The sequence below is a fragment of the Microbacterium amylolyticum genome, assembly GCF_011046975.1.
GTDB classification, from domain to species: domain Bacteria; phylum Actinomycetota; class Actinomycetes; order Actinomycetales; family Microbacteriaceae; genus Microbacterium; species Microbacterium amylolyticum.
On record NZ_CP049253.1, the window covers coordinates 1,609,966 to 1,630,882 of the forward strand.

The following is a 20,917-nucleotide window of genomic DNA, read 5'->3' on the forward strand; positions in this document are numbered from 1 at the left end:
TCGCTTCTCGAGCGTCGATGCCGCGTCAGCGATTCCACTAGACTTCCCGGTATGGCTCGCAAGCAGAATGACGACGACGAGCTCACCCACGTCCCGGGTGAGCCGCTGCCCAATCCCGTATGGTTCCTCCCCGTTATGGTGTCGTTCTTCCTGCTGGGGCTCGCGTGGATCCTCGTGTTCTACCTCTCGGGCGCCCAGTACCCGGTTCCCGGCATCAACTACTGGAACCTCGCCATCGGCGGTGGGTTGGCCATGATCGGCCTGCTCATGGCCACACGCTGGCGGTAAAGAAAGACCTCAGCCCCGTTCGGACGTCGCCGTCCGAACGGGGCTTTTTTCTGGCCAGGCGCCATCGAATGACATCCATGTCATTCATCCACAGTGCGCGGTCATGATGTGAATAACACCAGTGTGATTATCCCCACCTGGGGACAAGTCTGTGGATAAGTCCGTGGAGAACCCGCGTTAAGGGTGGAGAGCCGGTGGAGAACCTCCCCCATTCAGTGGATAAGTTTCCTCGATATGGGGATAAGTCGGCCCAATCTGGGGACAAACTCCCCGCTGCCAACCGCCGAGACACCGGCCGTTCCTCTTCCGTACAAGGCATCGACGTTATCCACACTGTCCACAGGCACGCAAAAGCACCCCGCGAGGCTGGTGCTCGCGAGGTGCTGTGGGCCCGCTAGCGCGTGAGGGTGAGATACCCCGTCAGCGGCGGAACCGCGAACGCGGCCATCAGCCCCAGGCCCAGAAGGACGAGAAAGAACGTCTGCCGACGGCGCTGATCGGGGCGACGCGTGCGGCTAAAGATCAAGCCGATCAGCGCGCCAACAGCGAGACCGCCGACGTGCGCCTGCCACGAGATGTTGAAGACGGGAACGAAACCGAGCACGAGGTTGATGCCCAAGACGATGAACAGCCCCGTCATGTTGGCCCCGACCGACCGGCCAATGACGAGGAGCGCCCCGAACAGGCCGAAGACCGCCCCGGAAGCGCCGACAACCGGCGTTCCGAACGACAGCAGCGCAACAGCGGCGGATCCGCCCGCAGCGCTCATTAGATACGTCGTGAGGAATCGTCCGCCGCCGAGCATCGGTTCGAGAATGCGTCCGACCATCCACAGCGCGATCATGTTGAGCGCAACGTGCCAGAAGCCCGAATGGACGATGGCCGCCGTCACTATACGCCAGGGCTGGAAGGTCCCGAATTCGGGATACAGATACGGGGCGTAGAACATCAGCCAGGCCTGTACCTGGAAGCCCGGGGCGACGATGCTCACCATCTGCAACAGGTAGGTCACGGCCGTGACGATGAAGATCGCGGTCATCACCCGGGTGCTCCCGGCCCCGAACGAAACGGAGGCGACAGAGCCACGGCCCCACCGCCGCGCCGCGCGCTTCTGCGCGGGCGTGCGGCTCTTCTTCTGATTCGTGAGGCACTTGGGGCAAATCACCCCGACCGAAGCAGGGGTCTGGCACTCCGGGCAGACAGTTTTCAAACAGCGCTGACACAGCACGAAGCTCTGCCGATCAGGGTGCCGGTAGCAGTAGTTGTCGGGGTTATTGGCGTACGACTTCGACGTCACTGCGAGCAGGGTCCGATCTGGCAGAGCCTCGTGATGGTGTGAATTTAGAGCTTCTCGATGTCGATCGACGAGATGACGACGTCTTCCAGGGGGCGGTCCTGAGCGCCCGTTGCTACAACACCGATCGCGTCGACGACCTTCTTCGATGCGTCGTCAGCCACGGCGCCGAAGATCGTGTGCGCGCCCATCAGGTGCGGCGTGGGAGCGGTTGTGATGAAGAACTGCGATCCGTTGGTGCCGCTGACGCCACCGAAGCCGTTGCGACGCTTCCCCGCGTTGGCCATTGCGAGAACATAGGGCTCGGAGAAGTTCAGTTCGGGGTGGATCTCGTCGTCGAAGTTGTACCCGGGGCCACCGATGCCCTGACCGAGTGGGTCGCCACCCTGGATCATGAAGTTCGGGATGATGCGGTGGAAGATGACGTCCTTGTACAGAGCGCCCTCGCCCGCCTCGCCCGTGCGCGGGTCTGTCCATGCCTTTTCGCCAGTGGACAGTCCGATGAAGTTCTCGACAGTAACGGGGGCGTGGTCCCCGAAGAGGTTGATCACGATGTCGCCATGGTTCGTGTGGACCGTTGCGACGGCGGTGTGCTGAGTCATACCGTCCATTCTCGCAGAACCGCCGAATCACCCGCCCGACATGCGCAGGAATCTGGCAGGATGTGAGAAAGGACACCAACGCGGGAGGGCACACGTGGCCGTACGTCTCAGCAAGAAGCGAAAGAAAGAGCTCCGCAAGCTACAGGGCACCGCGAACAGGGTGCTTGAAGCGCAGCGACTCGTCGCCGCCGACGCAGCAGATCTTGCTCGTGCCGCCGGCCGCCAGCTCAGCGCTGTCAACAGCGAGGTTCTCGTCCCTGAGGCCCGCAAGAAGTATGGCCGGTACGTGGAGCCTTACGTCGAAAAGGCACAGCCCTACGTTGAGGACGGTTACGTCCGCGGGAAGAGATTCTTCAACAAGAGCGTTCTTCCTGCCGCTGGGAGCGCCGTCGGCCGCGCCCTCGGCGCGTACGACGCAACCGCCGCCAAGCTTGGCAAGAAGCAGATCATCGTCGAGCCGCCGAAGAAGAAGTCCAGCGCCGGTGCGGTGATCGCTGCCGTTCTCGGCATTGCGGCGGCCGTCGGCATCTTCGTCGCCGCGTGGAAGACGCTGAGCGCCGATGATGAGCTCTGGGTAGCTGACGATCCGGCGGCAGCGCCCGACGCATAAGCACAGACAACCCGACAATGCGGGGTCCGCAAGGGCCCCGCTTTGTCGTTTCTTGCAGGAGGAACCATGACAGACCCCACACAGCGGGTCCGAGACGCCGCAGCCCGTCGGGGTGTCGACATCGAGATCCGAGAGTCGCCGCCTGCCTCGTCTCTCGAAGAAGCCGCGACGCTCCGCGGAATCGATCCGTCGGACATCGTCAAGACGCTTGTCGTGAAGGGCAAGGGAGATCAGTTCCTCTTCGTGCTCGTCCCCGGTGATCGCGCGATCTCCTGGACCAAACTGCGCAAGACGGTCGGCGTCAACAAGCTGCGCCTGCCCGACGCCGATCAGGCGCTCGATGCCACGGGGTACGTGCGTGGCACGATCGTCCCGTTCGGCTCGACAACCGAATGGCCCGTATATGCCGATGAACGCATGAAGGGGAAGCGTATTTCGATGGGGGCTGGTGCGCACGGCCACACGCTCTTCGTCGACGCCGATTCGCTTCTGGCCTCATACGACGCGACGGTTGCCGATATCACCGAGCCGATCGACGTCATTCGTTAACCGGCGACGACGGCACGCCCCGCAGAGCGGCGCATCAGACCACGCCGCTGTCGTGGGCCCAGATGGCGGCCTCGACGCGATTCCGGACCCCGAGTTTGGTGAGGATTCCGCCGATATGGGTCTTCACGGTGCCCAGTGACAGGAAGAGCTCGGAGCAGATCTCGGCATTCGTCAACCCCGTGCCAGAAGTCGCAGCACATCCTCCTCCCGCGGAGATCGCGGCTCCGCGGGCGCGTGGGCATTGCGTCCGGCGAACGTCGCGAGAAGGCGGGCGGTGATGCCCGGTGAGATGAGCGCGTCCCCCGCGGCAACAGCGTCGTGTCCGTCCGCCGCCTGGCCGACCACGTCGAAGCCCTGTGACTCGAGCAGAAGCGCCAGCCCCTCCCGAACCGCGGGCTGATCGTCGGCGATCAGCACCCGCGTCATGCGTCGTCTCCCCGGGGAATGACCGCTTTCTGGCGGCATCGCCCTGGCAGCTTGGGCGCGAATCACGATCGCCGACACGCGGTGAGCGACCGTGTCGTGCAGGTCGCGTGCCAGCACCTCACGCTCCGCTGAGCGGATACGGTCATACTCACCCTGACGAGCATCGACCCGCTGGCGGCGGATCACCCCGAACATGCAGGCACCGCCGACGAACAGAAGGCCGGCGATGGCCCCGGGAACTCCCGATCCATCGAGCACGACGGACACGATCAGCCCCGCCCCCAACAGCGCGCCGCCGACGATCCGTGCACCTCCCGTTCCCCACCGGAAGAGTGCGTACGGGACGGTGATGGCGATGAAGGTGGACACCATCGCATCGGAAACGCCCGCAATCGCCTGCGGGGTCTGAAAGGCAACAGACAATACCGTGATCCCTGCGACGGCGGCGAGCGGGTCGGTACGCCGCCAGAGAAACGCCGGCAACAGCGCGATCGTGAACAGGGCCGACACGAGCGGCCAGGCGAGGTCTGTTCGCAGCAGCGCCTCGGCGACGGCATAGCGCTCACCGTACCGATACCTTCTGGTGCTCGGGAGCCCCCGGCCCTGATCGCACTCGGCGCCGCACGATGATCACCTCGGCGATAGCGGCGTTGAGCGCCCAGCCGGCGATCATCGTGATGGCACGTGACGGTTCGTCGGGTGGCCCGAAGATGACAAGCGGCAGACCCGCGGTTCGGACCTGAGTTCCCGCCCCCATCGCCAGCCCGTAGGCACGGATCATCCACGCCCCGTGCTCGGCGAAGCGTCGTCGACGGATCGCGACAACGCCCAGTGTCAGAAAAGCGAGGGTGGCGGTTCCGACGATGTGGAGAACGATGGGAATGAGGGCGGCAACAAACCGGGCGTTCTCGGCGGTCACCTGACTGACCACCGCGTCACCGAGACGCGCACCGCCCGCAATGGAGGGGATGATAGCCAAGAGCAGCAGCGCCGCAAGCAACCACCACTCGCGTGCCGGAAGACGAGATGACGTGTTCATGGCCCCAGCTTCCGCCCGCGGCGCACATCCTCGCCTCGGCCGGATGGCCGGTTTCCTCCCACCTCATCGCGCGGCGCGGAACGACGACCCTAGCTCTCCAGCTCCCCGAAACCATCGTGGAAGAGGGCGGCGATGCGGTCGATCGCCTGTTCGGAGGCGACGGGTCCGAGAAGCTCGACCTCGTCGCCCTTCGCCGCGCTGAGCACGAGCAGCTGGGTGAGGCTCGCGGCGGATGCCTCGGCCCCGCCAGGAAGGGCGCGCAGACGCACAGAGCGATCTCCCTGGGCGGCCCCCACGATCAGCGCGGCGGGGCGCGCATGGATGCCGAGGCTGTTCAGAACGGGAACGCGGCGCACAATCTCGGACTCGGGGTTCGGTTTTTCCTCGGGTGCGGCGCTGGGGGGCGCGGGGGCAAGAACCGCCGTTTTCGCCAGCAGAGCCGATTCGGCCTCCTGGGCAACGGCGTCGAGAGACGCGCCGCCCGCGGCAGAAACACTCGCTGCCAGAACCCCCTCGACGAAGGGGGCCGGAACCAAGCGAACCGGAACGTCACTCGTGCGGAACTCGAGCGCCATTTCCGCGCTCATCACGGCGGATCCCAGATCCATGATCACGATCACGCCGTCGGTGTCCGGGGCGAGCTCGTCGATCGCCGTGGCCACCAGCATCGCGTCGGTTCCGAGGATGGGAGTTCCGTCCGCCTCGGTTCCGGCGCCGCCCGCAAGGCGAAGCGGAACGCCGCCTTTCGGCACCATCTGGGCCGCCAGCTCGGCCGTTGCCTCGGCAAGCCGTGCGCTGTGCGAAACGGCGACGATGCCGATCATCGACCACTCTCCGCAATCGCGTCGGCGAGAGTCTCGAACATCAGCGTTGTCGACGCGGCACCGGGGTCGAGGTGCCCGACGCTACGCTCACCGAGGTAGCTCGCCCGACCTTTTCGTGCCACGAGGTCCAGGGTCGCGTCGCGCCCCGCGGCCGCCGCATCAGCAGCCCGGCGGGCGGAGGCGGCGAGTTCCTCGTCGCCGCTCGCGAGGCCCACTTCAAAGGCATCGACGGCGGGCAGGAGTGCGTCGATCAGCGTCTTATCCCCGGGTTCGGCCTTTCCTCTGTCGACAACTCCGCCCAGGCCCGCACGCAGAGCCGCGGCGAGCGCTGGTCCGTCGAGTTCTGAAACGGGTCCGGCTGATGCCCCAGCGCGGAGAAAAAACGTCCCGTACAGCGGTCCGCTGGCTCCACCGACCGAGCTGACAAGCGCCATACCCGTCGTCTTCAGCAGCGCGTCGACCTTTTCGGGCGCCGCCTGGACGACCTTCTCGACCGCGGCGCCCATCCCCCGCGCCATGTTCGCACCGTGGTCGGCGTCACCGATGGCGGAGTCCAATTCGGTCAGCCACTCGCGCTGTTCGGTGACAGCATCGCGGAACCGCGTGAGCCATTCGCGGAGGACGTCAATCGTGACAACGCCCGCCATCAGACGCCCCACCGGAGGCCCGGGGTCTGCACGGGGGCATCCCACAGCCGCAGCATCTCGTCGTCGGCTTTCAGCACCGTCAGCGAACACCCCGCCATATCGAGCGAGGTGATGTAGTTGCCGACCAGATTTCTCTCGATGGTGACACCCGCTTCCTTCAGCTGCTCCGCAACCTCGCCGTACATGAGATAGAGCTCGATCAGCGGTGTTGCGCCCATGCCATTGAGCATCACGATCGCCGGGGATCCCGTGACGTCGATATCCGCCAGAATCGGCTCGAGCAGCTGACGGGCGATCTCTTTCGCGGGGGCCAGGGCCTCCCGGTGACGCCCGGGTTCCCCGTGAATCCCGATACCGATCTCCATCTGGTCATCGGGCAGATCGAAGGTGGGCTTACCCGCGGCCGGCACCGTGCAGCTGGTCAGCGCCATTCCCATGGAGCGTCCCTGAGCGTTCACGCGCGCCGCGAGATCCGCGACATCGGACAGCGTCTGTCCTTCTTCTGCCGCCGCACCAACGATCTTCTCCAGCAGCACCGTGAGTCCAACGCCGCGGCGCCCCGCCGTATACAGCGAGTCCTGAACGGCGACATCATCGTTCACGATGATCGATTGCACCTCGATACCGTCCATGGCGGCCAGTTCCGCAGCCATCTCGAAGTTCAGTACGTCACCCGTGTAGTTCTTCACGATGTGCAGAACTCCGGCCCCGCGGTCGACCGCCTGCGTCGCGGCCTGAACGCGGTCGGGCGTTGGCGAGGTGAAGACCTCTCCTGCGACGGCGGCGTCGAGCATGCCCGGCCCGACGAATCCGCCATGAAGGGGCTCATGACCAGACCCCCCGCCCGAGACGATGGCCACCTTGCCCTCCGCCTTGGGCGTCGCCCGGGTGATCACGTGGGTCTCCAGGTCTACCGAGAGCTCGGGGTGCGCCAATGCCACCCCCGTGAGCGACTCGACGAGAACATCCTCCGGTGCGTTGATGAGCTTTTTCATCGTGCGATCTCCCTCGACCTCGACAGCGCGGAACGATGTCCGCCCTCGCGGAACGATGTCCGCCCTCGCCGAACATGCTCGGCCATCGGCAGCCGTCGCGCAATAGGGACGGAGAAGTCAGGCGCTGCTGCGGGTGAGGTGTCGCACGGCGTCCGCGTATCCCGCAACGCCCGCGCCGACGATGACGCACGCGGCGATGTCGCTCAGATAGGACGTATGCCGAAAGTCCTCACGGGCGTGCACGTTCGAAATGTGCACCTCGACGAACGGCAGCGCAACACCGTGCAGAGCATCGCGAATCGCGATTGAGGTGTGCGTGTACGCGCCGGCGTTGATCACGATGCCGGCACAATCCTCGCGCGCAGTATGGATCGCGTCGATGAGCACACCCTCATGATTCGACTGAACGGCCCGCAGGTCCCACCCGGCCTCCTGCGCGGCATCCCGGGCGATGCGCTCAACATCGGCGAGTGTTGCGGTTCCGTAGATAGCCGGTTCGCGTGTTCCGAGCAGGTTGAGGTTCGGCCCGTTGACGAGAAGGATCCGGTTACTCATGCGACAACCGTAACGGCTCGGTGGCGCTATTCTCGAGACACCACAGCACCTTGCCTCTCCGCCCGGCGCGGAGAGCGCCACTGTCAACGACGACGGAAGGCTCAACGATGGACTCCGTGTTCCTGCTTCTCATCGGTCTCGCGATTTTCGCGGGCGGTTACCTGATCTATTCCCGCTACCTCGGCCGACGCGTCTTCCAGCTCAGCGCCGCGTTCCGCACCCCGGCTCACGAGAAGAAAGACGGCGTCGATTACGTTCCCACGAACAAGTTCGTGCTGTGGGGTCACCACTTCACGTCGGTTGCCGGCGCCGCCCCCATCGTCGGCCCTGCCGTTGCGGTGATCTGGGGCTGGCTCCCCGCGTTCTTGTGGGTGACGATCGGAACGGTGTTCTTCGCCGGTATGCACGATCTCGGCGCGCTCTGGGCGTCGGAGCGCAACAAGGGCCGGTCGATCGGCGCGCTGGCCAGCCGGTACATCGGTCGTCGCGGATCGTATGTCTTCCTGCTCGTCATCGCCCTCCTCCTGCTGATGGTGATCGCAGCGTTTGCCGTTGTCATCAAGAACCTGCTGATCGGGAATCCGTCGGCCGTGATCCCCGCGTGGGGCGCGATTCCCGTTGCCGCCCTCATCGGCGTGGCCGTGTACCGGTTCCGCTGGAACCTGGGCGCGGTGACGATCGTCGGTGTGGTCGCGCTGTACGCGCTGATCTTCATCGGAGACAACGTTCCCGTTGTTCTCCCCGATCCGATTCTCGGGATGAGCCCGGCGACGTTCTGGATCGTGGCGCTGTTCCTCTACGCCGGAATCGCTTCGTTGCTTCCCGTGTGGTTGCTGCTGCAGCCGCGTGACTACATCAACGGGGTGCAGCTGTTCATCGGTCTCGCCTTGCTGTTCGTTGGCACGTTGATCGCCGGCATCTTCTTCGACAACGGCTTCGTCGCGCCGATGATCAACACCGCGGTCCCCGATGGCACGCCCGCGATCTGGCCCCTGCTGTTCGTCACGATCGCGTGTGGCGCGATCAGCGGCTTCCACGGTGCGGTCGCCAGCGGAACCACCTCGAAGCAGCTGGACAAGGAACCGGACGCGCGATTCGTGGGGTACTTCGGGGCCGTCGGCGAGGGCATGCTGGCTCTTGGCGCCATCCTGGCGACAACGGCGGGCATCCAGTCGGTCGAACGCTGGAACGAGATCTACAGCGCGTTCAACGAGGGCGGTGTCAACGCCTTCGTCGAGGGCGGCGGCAACATCATCGAGATGGGGCTGGGCCTGCCCGCGTCGCTGTCCGTGACGGTGCTCGCCACGATGGCCGTGCTCTTCGCGGCGACCACGATGGACACGGGCGTGCGCCTTCTACGTTTCGTCTTCCAGGAGGCGGGTGAGATCGTCGGCCTGAAGATCAACACGATCGTCGGAACCGTTCTTGTTCTTGTGGTCTGCATGGCGCTTGTGTTCAGCCAGGGCATCGACGGTTCGGGCGGGCTCACCATCTGGCCGCTGTTCGGAACCACGAACCAGCTTCTCGCCTCGCTCACCCTGATCATCGTGTCGATCATGCTGATCCGGAAACGCCGCAACTTCCTCGTCGCGCTGATCCCGCTCACACTTGTGTTCGTCGCCGCGTTCTGGGCGGCGATCGTCCAGCTGGGAACGTTCTGGAACGGTGGGGTCGACACCAATTGGCTGCTGCTGATCATCGACATCTTGATCATCATCGCCGCCGTGTGGGTCGCTGCGGAGGGCATCGTGGCGATGGTGCGTTCTGGAAAAGAGCCGGAAGAAGAGCACGATTCGGATCTGATGGACCACGTCACTGGCACCATTCCCACGGCGGATCGCCGGTAGCCGCATGTCGTCGTCGCGCTGGGCCGCTTTTCTCCGCGGGCTGAATGAGTTCTATGCCGGGCCCTACCGGGCAACGTTGGCCCGGGCTCAGCGCGACGAAGACGACCACTTCATGCTGGTGGTTCTCGCGGAGTCTCTGGGCGTTCCCGACCCCGCGGCATATCACACGGTCGAACTCTTGCCCGCGGTGTACGAGGATTTCCACGCCTGGCATACCCGTATCGGCATGGACAGAAGCCCCCTGGATCACATCTCATGCTGCTAACCGACATCGCTCGCCGTCGGGTGATCTTCGTCGGCGGAAAGGGCGGGGTCGGCAAAACCTCGCTGACGTCCGCACTCGCTCTTGCCCGAGCGCGCCAGGGTGCCCGCGTTCTCGTTGTGTCCACGGACCCGGCCCACAACCTGGGGCACCTCTGGCAGCGGGCTGTCGGCAATTCCGCGACGCTGCTCTGGGCCGCCGGCGACGGGCCCGGGCGCGTCGATGGAATCGAGATCGATCCGGCGGCGACAGTGGATCGGCACCTCGCGGCTGTCAGCGAAACAATGACGCGGATGCTGCCGGATCGGCTGCACCGCGCCGCGCGGGCGCATCTCGAGCAGGCGCGCGATGCGCCTGGAACACACGAATCGGCGGTTCTCGAGCGCGTCGCGGAAACGCTGGAACTGGGGCTGGACCGATACGACCTCGTCCTGTTCGACACCGCCCCCTCCGGTCACACTCTGCACCTGCTCGCGATGCCGGAACGCATGACAGGGTGGACGGAACAGCTCCTCGCCAACCGCGACCGCTCGGAGCGCTTTCGTTCCGCCTACGGCGCCCTGGGAGGCACAAAGGACACGTCCGATCGCGACGCGGAACTTCGGCGAATGCTGCTGCGCAGACGCGCACGGTTCTCCCTGATCCGGGACCTCTTGGACGACGGCGATCGAACAGGGTTCGTGCTCGTGTTCGTCGCCGAGCCGGTGCCAATCGCGGAGAGTATCGAGGTGGCGGCCAGCCTACGCGATCTGGGAATCGTGCTGATCGGAGCGGTGGCGAACCGGCTCTCCCCCGCCGACCTCATGCCGCTGCGCCGCGCGCGCGAGAATACGCTGATCGCTGATCTCTCTCTCGGCGCACCCCTCACCCGCATTCCCCTCGTCGACGAGGTTGTTGGCCTCCCGGCGCTCGAAGCGATCGCCGCGGAACTCACACCCGCCCCGTGATGAGGGCGTTGCTTGTGTCTCATTGCTCCCCTTTTCGCCGCGTGGCTGCTAACCATCGCGCCGGCGCTCGGCTTTGATGACGCCTATACCGGCATGTATGTGCTCCTCGCGATCCCCGTCGCGGCGGTTGCGGGCGTGCTGCCACTGCTGCCGCCTCTCACTCATCCGTTGACGTCCTCACGCCAGAAGCTATGACTCCACGCGGGAGCAGCGACGCTCTCGCCGAATGGCACACGATCCGGAAATTCACCCGCCTGCTCACCCTTTCCGCGCCGCCGCGAAAGATACGCCTATCATCGTCCCCATGCCCCTCACCACGAGCTCTCGACGTCGGGGCACCCACCCGCTGATGCCCTCTCGCGCTGGCCGAGTCCGGCGCATCGTCAGCATCGCGATTCTTGCGGCAACCGCGAGCGTGCTGTTGTCGTGCTCGCCGGGCGAAGAAGCACCGGTCGATACGGAGGATGCCCGTACGCTCACTTCGAGCGAAGCAGAACGTCTCGCTCTGGCACGTTTTTTGAACTTCAACTCCGGCGTGCGCTCTTTTTCCGCCGTAGTGACGGACAGCGGCACGGAGTCCTCGCTGACGGGGTGGATCGACTACTCGGCGGGGCTCGGGTATTCCGCGCTCGTCACGCGTGAAGAGACATCCCTCATCGCTTGGACGGACTCATCAATCAGCGTTCTTCCCTGGACACAACAGGACTCCTCGCCGCCCCTCCCGCCGCCCGGTCTCGCCGACGGAGCGCCAGACTGGCGTTCGACAGATCTCGCACCGGCCGAGTCCCGGCTGCACACGGTTCTTGCCCTGGGGCTCTCGATCGTTTCGGACCGCCCGGACAATGCGTCTCTTCTGCAGCAAACCGATGCGCGGTGGCTTGCCGAAAGGTCGATTGATGGCGTGACCCTGGACGTGTTCGCTGGCCCGACCGACGACACCCCGTTTACCGCGTCGTCCGGGCGCGCGGGTGATGGGAGCGACGCCGTTCTTCGCTTCTGGATCGATGAGGTCGGCTTGGCGCACCGCGTCGAAGCTCGCCTTGGGGGTTCAGGCGAGTGGACAACGATCGATTTCGGCGACGCTGACCAGGTGTCCTTCGCTGAGGACTTCTTGGACTCGGCGCGGTAGACGACGCACCGCCGCGCACCACCGATTCGCCCCCGCTCGGCCGTGGCGTCGCCTGTGCAACGTTGTCACGTTCGATGCCGCACCCCTTTCGGAAACCGCTTACCCGTGCCATATTGTTGCGCGGCGAAGGCAGGCTTCGTCGAGCACTCCGTAGCAAAGGAGCTCACTGTGCTGAAGATATTCCCAAAGGGGCATAGGCCCGCGAGGCGCCGTCTCGTCGCATCATTCCTCTCGGCCGCCCTCGCCGTCTCGGCGCTGACGCTGGCAGCGGCGCCAGCGGCACACGCGGCCACCGTCGACGAAAACACCGAGTATGTGCTCGTCAATCGTCATAGCGGCTTAGTGGCCGACGTTCTCAACGCCTCAACCGAGAACGGCGCGTCGATCGTCCAGTTCACGCGTACGGACGAGGCCTGGCAGCGCTGGCGATTTGAGTCGATGGGCAGCGACTACTACCGCATCGTGTCGGCGCACTCCGGCAAAGCGATCGATGTCTCGCGTTCCTCGATGGACAACGGGGCGGACATCGTTCAGTACACCCCGCATGAGCGAGCCAACCAGCAGTTCCGGCTTGTCGACACCAACGGCGGCGTTCAGCTGATCAACCGCAACAGCGGTAAGGCTCTCGAGGTGTGGGAGCGTTCCGGCGCTCCTCTGGCGCGGTTGAGTCAGTACAACGCCAACAGCGGGAACAACCAGGTGTGGGACCTCGTTCCCGCCGCATCAACGTGCGGTGCCGGAGCGTTTGACGCGGAAGCCGTCAAGAACGGCAACACCTGGACCGTGCGTCGCGGCGGCAATGTTGTACATACCGGAACCGACATGCTGGCGGCGCTGAACGCCGGCACGGCCAGCCTCACCCCGAACCGCACACAGAAGCAGCGGCTCGTTGTGCGGGGTTCGGGAACAATCTCAGCCTCGGACCGCTTTGCCATTCCGAGCTACACGATCCTCGACCTGTGCGGCACGATCACCGCGACGGGCGAGGGAAGGGGCGACCGCTCCCCGATCTACGCGCGCGGAGTGAATGACATCGAGATCCGTCACGCCGGAATCGCGGGGACCGCCTGGTACGGGATCTTCATGCGCGACGTGCGCAACGTCATCCTGGGGCAGATCGATATCGATGGCGGCGGCCTGGGCATTCGCATCGACAACCACTCGGGCGACCGGTCGGTTCCCGTTCGCAACGTCCGCATCGACGACGTGCGGGTGTCGAACACCGGCGGACACGGCGTTGAAACCTATGGCGTTGATGGTCTCACGATCGGATCGATCACCGCACGAAATGTTGGCGGCTCAGGGCTCCTCCTGAACGCAACGGTAAACGCCGACGTTGGCCTCATCGATGCCGTCGGCGCCGGAACGGGAACAGGGTATGCCGCTTTCCGCATGGCGAACGCGAACGGCCGCCTGAGCAACGGTTCCTTCGCAACCAACGTCTACGTTGACCGCGTCGTCGCGCGCGGCGGTGGACGCGGAGTCTTCTGCGTCTCACAGAGCGGAGGAGCCGAGATCCGCAGCGTTGACATCGCCAACACGGGGAACCATTCCGTGCTGATCGAGAACTGCTACAACGTGAAGATCGGGACGAACGGCGGAACCATCGCTGGCCCCGGACACGTGCGCTTGGCGGCGCGCTCGGAGTTCCCGAACAATCGCGACATCACGCTGGAGAACCTCTCCCTGCGCGACACGACGATCACCGAGAACCCCTGCGGACAGAACTCCGTGTTCCGTAACCTTACGCGCGTCAACACACCGATGAACGTGTGCTGACGTCAGGCGGTGCCGGTGAGCGAGTGCACCGGCACCGCCTGCACTCACCGAGCTCTATCGTGAAGTGTGGACCTTGATCTGACGCACCGCCGGCTCCTGCTCGACGACGACTTCACGCAGCCCGTCCTCGATCCCGCCATATGGCTGCCGGAGTACCTTCCGCAGTGGACAACACCGGATCGCTGCGCGGCTCGCTATCGCACGGGCGTTGGTCTGGAGTTGCGCATTGACGCGGATCAGCCGGCGTGGTCGCCAGAGTGGAACGGAGAGTTGCGCGTTTCCAACCTGCAGACCGGCGTCGGGTCCGGGCCAGTCGGGAGCGAACGAGGCCAGCATCGTTTCCGTCCCGACCTCATCGTCAGAACCCCGCGCGAACCGCGCACCCTGTGGTCGGCGGGCCTGGGCGTCGTCGAAGTGACGCTCGAAGGTGTCTCAGACCCGTCGGCGCTCATCGCGCTGTGGATGATCGGCCTCGAAGACGTTCCTGAGCGCTCGGCCGAGGTGTGCATCGTGGAGCAATTCGGGCGCGATCTCATCGATCCCTCCGCCTCCCGCCCCTCCGGTCGTGTGGGGATGGGACTCCATCCGTTCGGTGATTCAGAGGTCCAGGACGATTTCGCGACGGTCGACGTTGATGATGTTCTGGGTGCGCACACGTATAGCGTCGAGCGGCTCGCCCACGCAACGCGATTCTTCGTTGATGGGCATCTCGTGCGCACGGTCGATCAGGGGATCACCTACCCGATGCAGCTCATGCTCAATCTCTATGAGCTTCCGCTCCCGGATGGGTCCCGCGCTCCGGGCCCCTTTCCCCGATTCGCCCGCGTTCACCGGGTGCGCGCGTGGGGGCCGCAAGAAGGCTGAAGCGCTCTAGTCCTGATCGTTCCAGCCGCCGGTGCGCATGCGTTCTGTAGGTCGTGATCGCATCGTGGCGGTCGAGGTATAGCCGGGCACGATCGGCGCGATCGCCGTCGCTCAGCGCGCCTCGTGCCTGAAAGTCGAGCACACAAAACGCGGCCATCCGCGGTTCGTACGCGTCGTGGTAGAGAAGAGACAGAAGCTCGGGGCGTGGCAGGTGCGGTTGCTGCCCCGTGGAGGATGCTGGTGAGCGCATCATGACGCTGTTGCGTGAGGGTCCGGAACTCCGGGATGCTCTCGGTGTCGTCCCACTCCGCATCCGCGGGCTGTTCTTCCGGGTGGGGCTGGAACCGCACCGGCGACGCGAAATGAGCATCGAATAGGCGTTGCAGCACCGCGGCGGTTTCCGGAACGAGATACCCGCTCAGCGACACCAACCCGTCACGCACACGCCCCAACGACACACCCCTGCCGCGCTCCGCGCGCTCGGCGTCGGGGTCCACACCGTCTTGATCAAGGGCCGTGACCCACACTTCGGTGACGTCGACGACATCGCGGTGGGTGGCAACGGGCGCGTCCGCTGCAAGGTCCTGCGGGGTGCGGGTGGCGAGGGCAACGATGCCCTGCTCTGCAGCGGCGAGATTTACCGGATGACCAGCTCCCCGCTGCGCGACCTTGTCGAGCGCGGTGGTGACATACAGGGCTGAGTCGATACCCAGCTCACCGGCCAGGAGCGCCTCACCGACGTCGGGAAACACCGCGGGGAGTGTTTCTCCCGTAATGCTGACACCGCATCGGGTGAACCGGTCGAGCCGTTTACGGGCGTAGATCGCGGGCCGAGACGCCCCGGTGAGGTATTCCAGAAGCGACGTACCCCAATTCTAGAAAATCACCCCTGACAAACGAAGCGAAAAAGACCACGTCAAGCGTTATTTTTCCGCCGAAACTGCTCGACCTCATCGCTCCAGGATGCGCGCAATAACCTCATCGCTGGCCAGCTCGGACGTGCCCACCGTGATCGGAAGGAACGCCTCTTCCTGCACGTCTCCGTTCCGGTCGACGCTGAGGCGAGGCGAGAAGGTGTACAGGTCGTATGCGTCATCACAGTCGAGGTCGAACTCGATGCTCGTCACTCCCCCCGCCTGAGGACGCACGTCGACGTTTACAAAGCCGAGGCCCGGAGCGGCCGTTGTGACATCGAGAACCTCGAAATCCTCACCGTTCACGTCTTCGACATCGAACCGGACGCTGCTACAGCTCTGGACACCGGGGTACGTATCCAGGGCGCGGAGCCCCGGGTCGGATGCCGAACGCGTCATGCGCCAGTCTCCAACGTCATACGACACGAGGTCGGCGCTGTCGCCCACTCGGAGCTTCACCGTGCTGAGTTCCATTTCGCTGGTGTCCTCGGGAACGTCGACGGAAATCGATCCGAAGCGCACACCGCCGTGACGCTCTCCTGGCTCAAGCTCGTCCGTGCCGGGGACAAAGACCATCGCCGCGCCATCGGCGGCATCGTTCACAACGTGAAGCTCGTCGATCTGCTCCCACACAGCGTTACCCGGCGGAGCAACGAGGACCAGAGTCGCCGTATCGCCGGCGCCAACGGGTGTCACGACGACGTCACCAGACACATGGGCGAACGCCACGTCCGCCGCACCCGAACCTCCAGCGCATCCGGCCACCCCGCCAAGAACGGCGAGCCCTGTGGCAGCGACGAGCGCCCGAATCGACCTGCGCATGCGTCTACTCCCCAACCTCACCGGATCCTCGCGGAGGGTTCGAACCTCAGTTCGCCGCGGGATGATCAAGAATACGGTCGATCGCATGATCATCTATCCCCAAGAGACCGATATTCATCGAGATCAAGGCGGCCTCGCGCTCGCCGTCTCCATCGGTGTAAACAAGCCTCGGCGTTACGTAGTGGACGTCGAAATCCTCGTCGCAAACAATTGTGAAACTCGCCTCACTCTTCTGTCCTGGATACAGCACGTGCGGAAGTGATACGTTCTCTATTTGCGTGCCGTCGGCCCCGGTTTGAACACCAATCGGGGTGATCTGATCACCCGATTCTTGACTGAGCATGAACTCGAAATCACCGCACCGAGACGAAGCAACAGGCAACCCCTCGGTCGGCCCCAGAACGATCGATTCCGATTCTGGTTCGAGCAGCCACGACCCGACATCAGTACGGTAATCACTTCTTCCACCTCCGAGGCTGATGTCGACTGTCGTGAATTCTATGCTCTCATTCCCCATTGGAATATCGACCATCAGATTCCCGAGGCGCATTCCCCGGACAGTATCACCACGCTCAACAGTGATCGCGCTGGCTCCGAAGATGATATCCCTACCGCCTCCGGAAAGCGTCATGTTCTCGATGCCCTGCCATATCGGATCGGATGAATGAGCGAGAAAGACGAAGTTTCCCGGGAAGCTATCCCCCGGAGCAACCAGCACGTCAACGGAACTCCGTGAAAAATGGACGCCGTGCGACTCGCCAGAGCACCCCGTCATGGCCATGATCGCAACAGCAAATCCGGCAACCGTTGCCGATCGACGCGCTGACATGAATACCCAATTCCTCGATGGATTACTGGTCACTTGTACCGAGGATGGAGATACTGATCATTGGTAGGCGCATATATATAAGCGTACTTCCACTTCCCAGTGACACCCATGTTCGTCGTCCTGGACTTCACATAATACCGCTTGAAGTCTGAATATAGCGCTAGCTTTGAGAACTTTCGAGCATCAGCCTTGACCTTAAAGTTGACACCATAGGACTTGGTTTTGCTACTCGATACACCGATATCCCCCGCGATCGATTTGGCACTGACCCCGATATCCGCGGAAAGCGTGGCGGAAGTCGTAGTCGTTGTGCTCCAGGTGTACCCATCAGTCTTTCCCCACACGTGCGTTAGGTCGCGCACATGACGAAAAGAGTAATGGGTCGGCCCATTAACGACGACAGTCTCACGCTTATAAGCCGAGCAACCCGTACAGAAGGCGGACTCACCATCGTCGATGGAGAAATTGGCCCCGGATGAACTTATCCACTGACCGTCTATACCTACCACAACTTTCGCAGTAGCAGGCGCCAAAGGGACCACCGTGGCGAAAGCCACAATTATACCGATTACCACCGCTGAGATGCGACGTCGTGCATTCATGTTTCTCATTTCAATAAAAACAACTCGCTGCGAAGGTTACCTGCCGATTCGGTCACCGTAATACGCATGTTCAGCAGTCGTCAAGATTTTCCCGCGGTCAACAATCAAATATCCTCCGGAGGTATGAGGTCGGCATTTTACCTCACCGTCAGGCCGTTTCCAGGGGTTCACTGTCCCGACCTGGATTGGGTTGCGCAGGTTTCCAGGATCTGAGTGCTGTTGACCTGGGATTTCTTCGCGGAATCGGCCCGTTCTGGGGCACGATCCTCAATATCTCGTTAGCTTCTTCGGTACGACCGGCCGAGCGTCGGTGCTCTCGTTTCATTCTTGTTGGTGCGACAGAGTGCCGTGTAGCGGACGGTTGCGCAGGCCGATGTCTTTCGCCTGGCGGATGCGGTCCTCACAGCGCGCCCGCAGGCGGTGCCGTAGCTGCCGGCGTTGCAACTGACCTCGGGCGGGCGTTCGTGGTGAATGAAGCGTTGCGTCCAGATCGACGATCAGGGGATTATCCGCGGTGGCGCATTCGTTCGACCCGTGTTCACCGGCGAGCATCCACACGCAGCCTGTCGCGCGGTCTGCCTGGCTGCGTTAATCGCTGTCAGTGCCCGGCGAGGTTCTGTAGCGAGCGTGAAGATCGTGCGGGACATGGTCGGGTCCGACGCGACCGGGCCGTAGAGCGCGAGTTCGGCGCACAAGGTGGCCGGATCTCTGAGATCACCACCTCCCAGCGCGAGGTTTATCGCCGGGTCAAGGATCACCTTCGCCGAGTCCTGAGTGGCCAGAAGTCTCCACGACAGTTCGAGCATTTCGGACATGTCTTTGTACAGGCCCGTCGTCCGGATCGTCTCGGTCATCATCCCCACCGGCGTGCCCGGCAATGGGATATTCGCCGTGTCGATATGAAGACGGGGAAACGGCCCAGTATTCTTCACCGCGAAGACGCTGAATACGTACTCTCGATAGGTACTATTATCCCAGGTCAGGATCACTTTTCTCATTCATGATGCGAGCCCGGCAGCAATCAACGATGAAAGCCCAAGGTGAGCTGGAGACGTTGATCTCAGATTTCGTCGAGGGAGACTTCTGATGCGCGGATGACCACCTGCACGCGGTCTCGCACCTGCCACTTCGCCATAATTGTGCTGACATGAGTCTTCACCGTGGACTCACCGATGTGTAACTCCGTCGCGATCTCGCCGTTCGAGAGGCCTCGAACGAGGAGTTGCACAACCTCGAGTTCGCGCGGCGTCAGAGCCTCAGCTTCTGTGAGAGCGCGCTTCTCGGGACGAGATCGGGCGTTCTCAATCAATCGACCGACGGCGTGATCACCGAACGCGTAGCCCCCGTCGTGCACCGTCCGCACCGCCTGCGCAAAGTCGTCGGGCAGAGCGTCCTTCACGATGTACCCGCGCGCCCCAGCGCGAATCACATCGAGAACGGCTCGCTCCGTCCCGAGGCTGGTCACGCACAGGCACTTCGTTTCTGGAGCCTGCTCGACGATCGCCGCAACCGCTGTCGTCCCGTTCTGCCGCGGCATGCGCAGATCCACGATCGCCACGTCGGGGCGGAGCGCACGAGCCATCGACACGGCTTCCAGCCCATTTCTGGCTTCACCGACAACCTCGATTCCGGCGTCAGCCTCGAGGTACGCCGAGAGCGCCCGCCGGATAAGCGGTTCGTCGTCGGCGATCAGAACGCGGATCGTGGCCATTGACTCAGGATAATCTGATCAAAACCTCCCCCTCGATCACCCACACTCGTCTGCGGCCCTCCGTCAGACTGGACACAACAGGAGCATCACAACCATGGTTGATGTGTTGCAGATTCTGGCCCGACGTCGGCCGTGGTGGTGCAGTGTGTTCACGGTGTGCGGGAAACGGTGAGCGCGCAAACAGGAGTGCTGGACACGTTTCGGCTCGAGTTAGCCGATCTGCGGCAATATCGGTTCTTCGAATTTCGTCCCCTGGGCCGCGTCGCGAAGCTTGTCCTGTCGATCCTCCTCGTGATCCTTATCGGAGGAAAACTTCTCGAACTGTGGGAGCCTCTCGACTACGCACCAATTCTTTACGTCTTCGACCTCGGTCTTCTCCTGTCGCTGACACTGTTCCTGTGGCATCCACCCGTTGCGACAATCGTGATGACGGCGCTGTCGTACACCTGGCTCATTGATGAAGAGCCTGGCGTGGCGCTCAGCGTCGCGGTCTTCGCTGCCGGCCTCGTCGTCTACACGTGCAGCCTGTGGCTCAGCGCCAGCCATGTCATCGCCCTGGTGATCTGCGGGTATCTTGTCACCATCAATGGAGGTCCGCCCGGTGCGGCTCTCGCAATCCTCCTTCTTGCGACCATCTGTACCTTTATGGGAGCAACCACCCGTTTTCTCGTCAACGCACGCGAACGCACCGCGCACGATCTCGCAACCGCTGAGCTGATGGCAGCGACCACACTCGCGGACGAGCGCGAACGCATCGCCGACGAACTGCACGACATCGTCGCTCACGACCTCACGGTGGTGATCATGCACAGCCACCTACTCACGCGTCTTCAGACCAGTTCTGAAGCTCACACTTCGCTGCGTGCGATCCGTGAGTCGGCGGCGAAGGCTCTCGCGGACGTGCGCCGCCTGATTGACGGGCGTGAGGATCTTTCCCCACACGACACCATCACCGACGCCCTGCGAGATGTCACACTGGAGCTCAGCGAGCTCGGGTTCGCGGTGACCACTTCGGATGTACCCGATGTGCCATCAACGCTGCTCGAGTCGACGTTGGCACGCGCAATCCGGGAGTCAGCTACGAACATCATCAAACACGCCCGTCCCGATTCGCCCGTTTCTTACGCACTCACGATCGAGCACGGTGACGTCATCTTGACCACCACCAACGAGTTGGTTCCCGCACCCAACGCCCGAACCACATCGGGGCGCGGGCTCCCCCGGCTCGGTGCCCGAGTGGACCAGCTCAGCGGCGTCTTGACAGCGGAACGTGACGACACGACATGGACTCTGCGCATCGCGTTGCCGATAAGCCCGTTCGGTAATGCACTACGCACTGATGCCCTGGCTATCCAAGGCTATTCATAATCGCAGGCCGTAGC

At 63.6% G+C, this 20,917-nt stretch carries 25 protein-coding genes; 11 read left to right on the top strand and 14 right to left on the bottom strand.

The window, feature by feature from the left end; genetic code table 11:
• Positions 1-51 precede the first annotated feature (51 nt).
• Complete coding sequence (locus G6N81_RS07940; RefSeq protein ID WP_165135331.1) at positions 52-288, top strand: cell division protein CrgA; 237 nt, start codon at positions 52-54, stop codon at positions 286-288.
• A 394-nt stretch (positions 289-682) separates the two neighbouring features.
• Here the strand turns inward: G6N81_RS07940 and G6N81_RS07945 are convergent, their stop codons facing one another.
• Positions 683-1,327, bottom strand: a complete 645-nt coding sequence (locus G6N81_RS07945; protein ID WP_241244916.1) for a rhomboid family intramembrane serine protease — start codon at positions 1,325-1,327, stop codon at positions 683-685.
• A 302-nt stretch (positions 1,328-1,629) separates the two neighbouring features.
• On the bottom strand, positions 1,630-2,184 hold the full coding sequence (locus tag G6N81_RS07950) for a peptidylprolyl isomerase (RefSeq protein WP_165135337.1): 555 nt from the start codon (positions 2,182-2,184) through the stop codon (positions 1,630-1,632).
• 94 nt (positions 2,185-2,278) lie between these two features.
• Here G6N81_RS07950 and G6N81_RS07955 point away from each other — a divergent pair, with 94 nt between their 5' ends.
• Entirely contained in the window at positions 2,279-2,794 is a 516-nt protein-coding gene (locus G6N81_RS07955; protein WP_241244917.1) for a DNA helicase, read from the top strand.
• Positions 2,795-2,860: 66 nt separating this feature from the next.
• Positions 2,861-3,343 (top strand): aminoacyl-tRNA deacylase, encoded by a 483-nt coding sequence (locus G6N81_RS07960; protein WP_165135343.1) that lies wholly within the window; start codon positions 2,861-2,863, stop codon positions 3,341-3,343.
• Positions 3,344-3,377: 34 nt separating this feature from the next.
• On the opposite strand, the gene G6N81_RS12895 is transcribed toward G6N81_RS07960, so the two are convergent.
• The 7 genes from G6N81_RS12895 to aroQ all read right to left on the bottom strand — a co-directional run bounded on the left by G6N81_RS12895 (position 3,378) and on the right by aroQ (position 7,829).
• Positions 3,378-3,470: a hypothetical protein gene (locus G6N81_RS12895; protein WP_338144012.1), complete on the bottom strand. Its 93-nt coding sequence runs from the start codon at positions 3,468-3,470 to the stop codon at positions 3,378-3,380.
• Positions 3,471-3,514: 44 nt separating this feature from the next.
• The gene (locus G6N81_RS12900) at positions 3,515-4,279 is read right to left on the bottom strand and encodes a histidine kinase (RefSeq protein ID WP_338143992.1); all 765 of its coding nucleotides are present in this window, start codon (positions 4,277-4,279) and stop codon (positions 3,515-3,517) included.
• 52 nt (positions 4,280-4,331) lie between these two features.
• Entirely contained in the window at positions 4,332-4,808 is a 477-nt protein-coding gene (locus G6N81_RS07975) for a DUF2306 domain-containing protein (RefSeq protein WP_165135346.1), read from the bottom strand.
• Between the two features lie 89 nt (positions 4,809-4,897).
• Entirely contained in the window at positions 4,898-5,632 is a 735-nt protein-coding gene (gene dhaM, locus G6N81_RS07980) for a dihydroxyacetone kinase phosphoryl donor subunit DhaM (RefSeq protein WP_165135349.1), read from the bottom strand.
• The gene (dhaL, locus tag G6N81_RS07985; protein WP_165135352.1) at positions 5,629-6,279 is read right to left on the bottom strand and encodes a dihydroxyacetone kinase subunit DhaL; all 651 of its coding nucleotides are present in this window, start codon (positions 6,277-6,279) and stop codon (positions 5,629-5,631) included. The genes dhaM and dhaL overlap by 4 nt, the downstream gene beginning before the upstream one ends.
• Complete coding sequence (gene dhaK, locus G6N81_RS07990; protein ID WP_165135355.1) at positions 6,279-7,274, bottom strand: dihydroxyacetone kinase subunit DhaK; 996 nt, start codon at positions 7,272-7,274, stop codon at positions 6,279-6,281. The genes dhaL and dhaK overlap by 1 nt, the downstream gene beginning before the upstream one ends.
• Positions 7,275-7,391: 117 nt before the next feature.
• Positions 7,392-7,829 (bottom strand): type II 3-dehydroquinate dehydratase, encoded by a 438-nt coding sequence (aroQ, locus tag G6N81_RS07995; protein WP_165135358.1) that lies wholly within the window; start codon positions 7,827-7,829, stop codon positions 7,392-7,394.
• A 107-nt stretch (positions 7,830-7,936) separates the two neighbouring features.
• Between aroQ and G6N81_RS08000 the strand changes: the two genes are divergently transcribed.
• From G6N81_RS08000 to G6N81_RS08030, 7 genes are all read left to right on the top strand, one after another.
• Positions 7,937-9,676, top strand: coding sequence for a carbon starvation CstA family protein (locus G6N81_RS08000; RefSeq protein WP_165135361.1), 1,740 nt, complete (start codon positions 7,937-7,939; stop codon positions 9,674-9,676).
• Between the two features lie 4 nt (positions 9,677-9,680).
• Complete coding sequence (locus G6N81_RS08005) at positions 9,681-9,941, top strand: cory-CC-star protein (protein ID WP_165135364.1); 261 nt, start codon at positions 9,681-9,683, stop codon at positions 9,939-9,941.
• On the top strand, positions 9,932-10,885 hold the full coding sequence (locus tag G6N81_RS08010; RefSeq protein ID WP_165135367.1) for an ArsA family ATPase: 954 nt from the start codon (positions 9,932-9,934) through the stop codon (positions 10,883-10,885). The genes G6N81_RS08005 and G6N81_RS08010 overlap by 10 nt, the downstream gene beginning before the upstream one ends.
• Before the next feature lie 12 nt (positions 10,886-10,897).
• On the top strand, positions 10,898-11,080 hold the full coding sequence (locus G6N81_RS08015) for a hypothetical protein (RefSeq protein WP_165135370.1): 183 nt from the start codon (positions 10,898-10,900) through the stop codon (positions 11,078-11,080).
• 109 nt (positions 11,081-11,189) lie between these two features.
• Entirely contained in the window at positions 11,190-12,014 is an 825-nt protein-coding gene (locus tag G6N81_RS08020) for a hypothetical protein (RefSeq protein ID WP_165135373.1), read from the top strand.
• 168 nt (positions 12,015-12,182) lie between these two features.
• Positions 12,183-13,793 carry an RICIN domain-containing protein gene (locus tag G6N81_RS08025; protein WP_206527855.1) on the top strand — a complete coding sequence of 537 codons (1,611 nt, stop codon included), beginning with the start codon at positions 12,183-12,185 and terminating at the stop codon, positions 13,791-13,793.
• Between the two features lie 66 nt (positions 13,794-13,859).
• Complete coding sequence (locus G6N81_RS08030) at positions 13,860-14,657, top strand: glycoside hydrolase family 16 protein (protein ID WP_165135376.1); 798 nt, start codon at positions 13,860-13,862, stop codon at positions 14,655-14,657.
• On the opposite strand, the gene G6N81_RS12970 is transcribed toward G6N81_RS08030, so the two are convergent.
• From G6N81_RS12970 to G6N81_RS08055, 5 genes are all read right to left on the bottom strand, one after another.
• Positions 14,621-15,514 (bottom strand): DUF222 domain-containing protein, encoded by an 894-nt coding sequence (locus tag G6N81_RS12970; protein ID WP_378732074.1) that lies wholly within the window; start codon positions 15,512-15,514, stop codon positions 14,621-14,623. The two genes, G6N81_RS08030 and G6N81_RS12970, sit on opposite strands and share 37 nt — an antisense overlap.
• Before the next feature lie 93 nt (positions 15,515-15,607).
• On the bottom strand, positions 15,608-16,393 hold the full coding sequence (locus G6N81_RS08040) for a hypothetical protein (RefSeq protein WP_165135382.1): 786 nt from the start codon (positions 16,391-16,393) through the stop codon (positions 15,608-15,610).
• Between the two features lie 46 nt (positions 16,394-16,439).
• Positions 16,440-17,222: a hypothetical protein gene (locus tag G6N81_RS08045; protein ID WP_165135385.1), complete on the bottom strand. Its 783-nt coding sequence runs from the start codon at positions 17,220-17,222 to the stop codon at positions 16,440-16,442.
• A 1,099-nt stretch (positions 17,223-18,321) separates the two neighbouring features.
• On the bottom strand, positions 18,322-18,813 hold the full coding sequence (locus G6N81_RS08050) for a transposase (RefSeq protein WP_165135388.1): 492 nt from the start codon (positions 18,811-18,813) through the stop codon (positions 18,322-18,324).
• A gap of 71 nt (positions 18,814-18,884) precedes the next feature.
• Positions 18,885-19,535: a response regulator transcription factor gene (locus G6N81_RS08055; RefSeq protein WP_165135391.1), complete on the bottom strand. Its 651-nt coding sequence runs from the start codon at positions 19,533-19,535 to the stop codon at positions 18,885-18,887.
• Between the two features lie 168 nt (positions 19,536-19,703).
• Here G6N81_RS08055 and G6N81_RS08060 point away from each other — a divergent pair, with 168 nt between their 5' ends.
• A complete protein-coding gene (locus G6N81_RS08060) occupies positions 19,704-20,903 on the top strand; it encodes a sensor histidine kinase (protein ID WP_165135394.1) in 1,200 nt (399 codons plus the stop codon).
• The last annotated feature ends 14 nt before the right edge of the window (positions 20,904-20,917 follow it).

Coding starts and splice junctions, on each gene's coding strand:
- G6N81_RS07940 (WP_165135331.1), top strand. CDS start 52: ATGGCTCGCAAGCAGAATGACGACGACGAGCTCACCCACGTCCCGGGT.
- G6N81_RS07945 (WP_241244916.1), bottom strand. CDS start 1,327: ATGACCGCGATCTTCATCGTCACGGCCGTGACCTACCTGTTGCAGATG.
- G6N81_RS07950 (WP_165135337.1), bottom strand. CDS start 2,184: ATGACTCAGCACACCGCCGTCGCAACGGTCCACACGAACCATGGCGAC.
- G6N81_RS07960 (WP_165135343.1), top strand. CDS start 2,861: ATGACAGACCCCACACAGCGGGTCCGAGACGCCGCAGCCCGTCGGGGT.
- G6N81_RS07975 (WP_165135346.1), bottom strand. CDS start 4,808: ATGAACACGTCATCTCGTCTTCCGGCACGCGAGTGGTGGTTGCTTGCG.
- dhaM (WP_165135349.1), bottom strand. CDS start 5,632: ATGATCGGCATCGTCGCCGTTTCGCACAGCGCACGGCTTGCCGAGGCA.
- dhaL (WP_165135352.1), bottom strand. CDS start 6,279: ATGGCGGGCGTTGTCACGATTGACGTCCTCCGCGAATGGCTCACGCGG.
- dhaK (WP_165135355.1), bottom strand. CDS start 7,274: ATGAAAAAGCTCATCAACGCACCGGAGGATGTTCTCGTCGAGTCGCTC.
- aroQ (WP_165135358.1), bottom strand. CDS start 7,829: ATGAGTAACCGGATCCTTCTCGTCAACGGGCCGAACCTCAACCTGCTC.
- G6N81_RS08000 (WP_165135361.1), top strand. CDS start 7,937: ATGGACTCCGTGTTCCTGCTTCTCATCGGTCTCGCGATTTTCGCGGGC.
- G6N81_RS08005 (WP_165135364.1), top strand. CDS start 9,681: ATGTCGTCGTCGCGCTGGGCCGCTTTTCTCCGCGGGCTGAATGAGTTC.
- G6N81_RS08010 (WP_165135367.1), top strand. CDS start 9,932: ATGCTGCTAACCGACATCGCTCGCCGTCGGGTGATCTTCGTCGGCGGA.
- G6N81_RS08020 (WP_165135373.1), top strand. CDS start 11,190: ATGCCCCTCACCACGAGCTCTCGACGTCGGGGCACCCACCCGCTGATG.
- G6N81_RS08040 (WP_165135382.1), bottom strand. CDS start 16,393: ATGCGCAGGTCGATTCGGGCGCTCGTCGCTGCCACAGGGCTCGCCGTT.
- G6N81_RS08045 (WP_165135385.1), bottom strand. CDS start 17,222: ATGTCAGCGCGTCGATCGGCAACGGTTGCCGGATTTGCTGTTGCGATC.
- G6N81_RS08055 (WP_165135391.1), bottom strand. CDS start 19,535: ATGGCCACGATCCGCGTTCTGATCGCCGACGACGAACCGCTTATCCGG.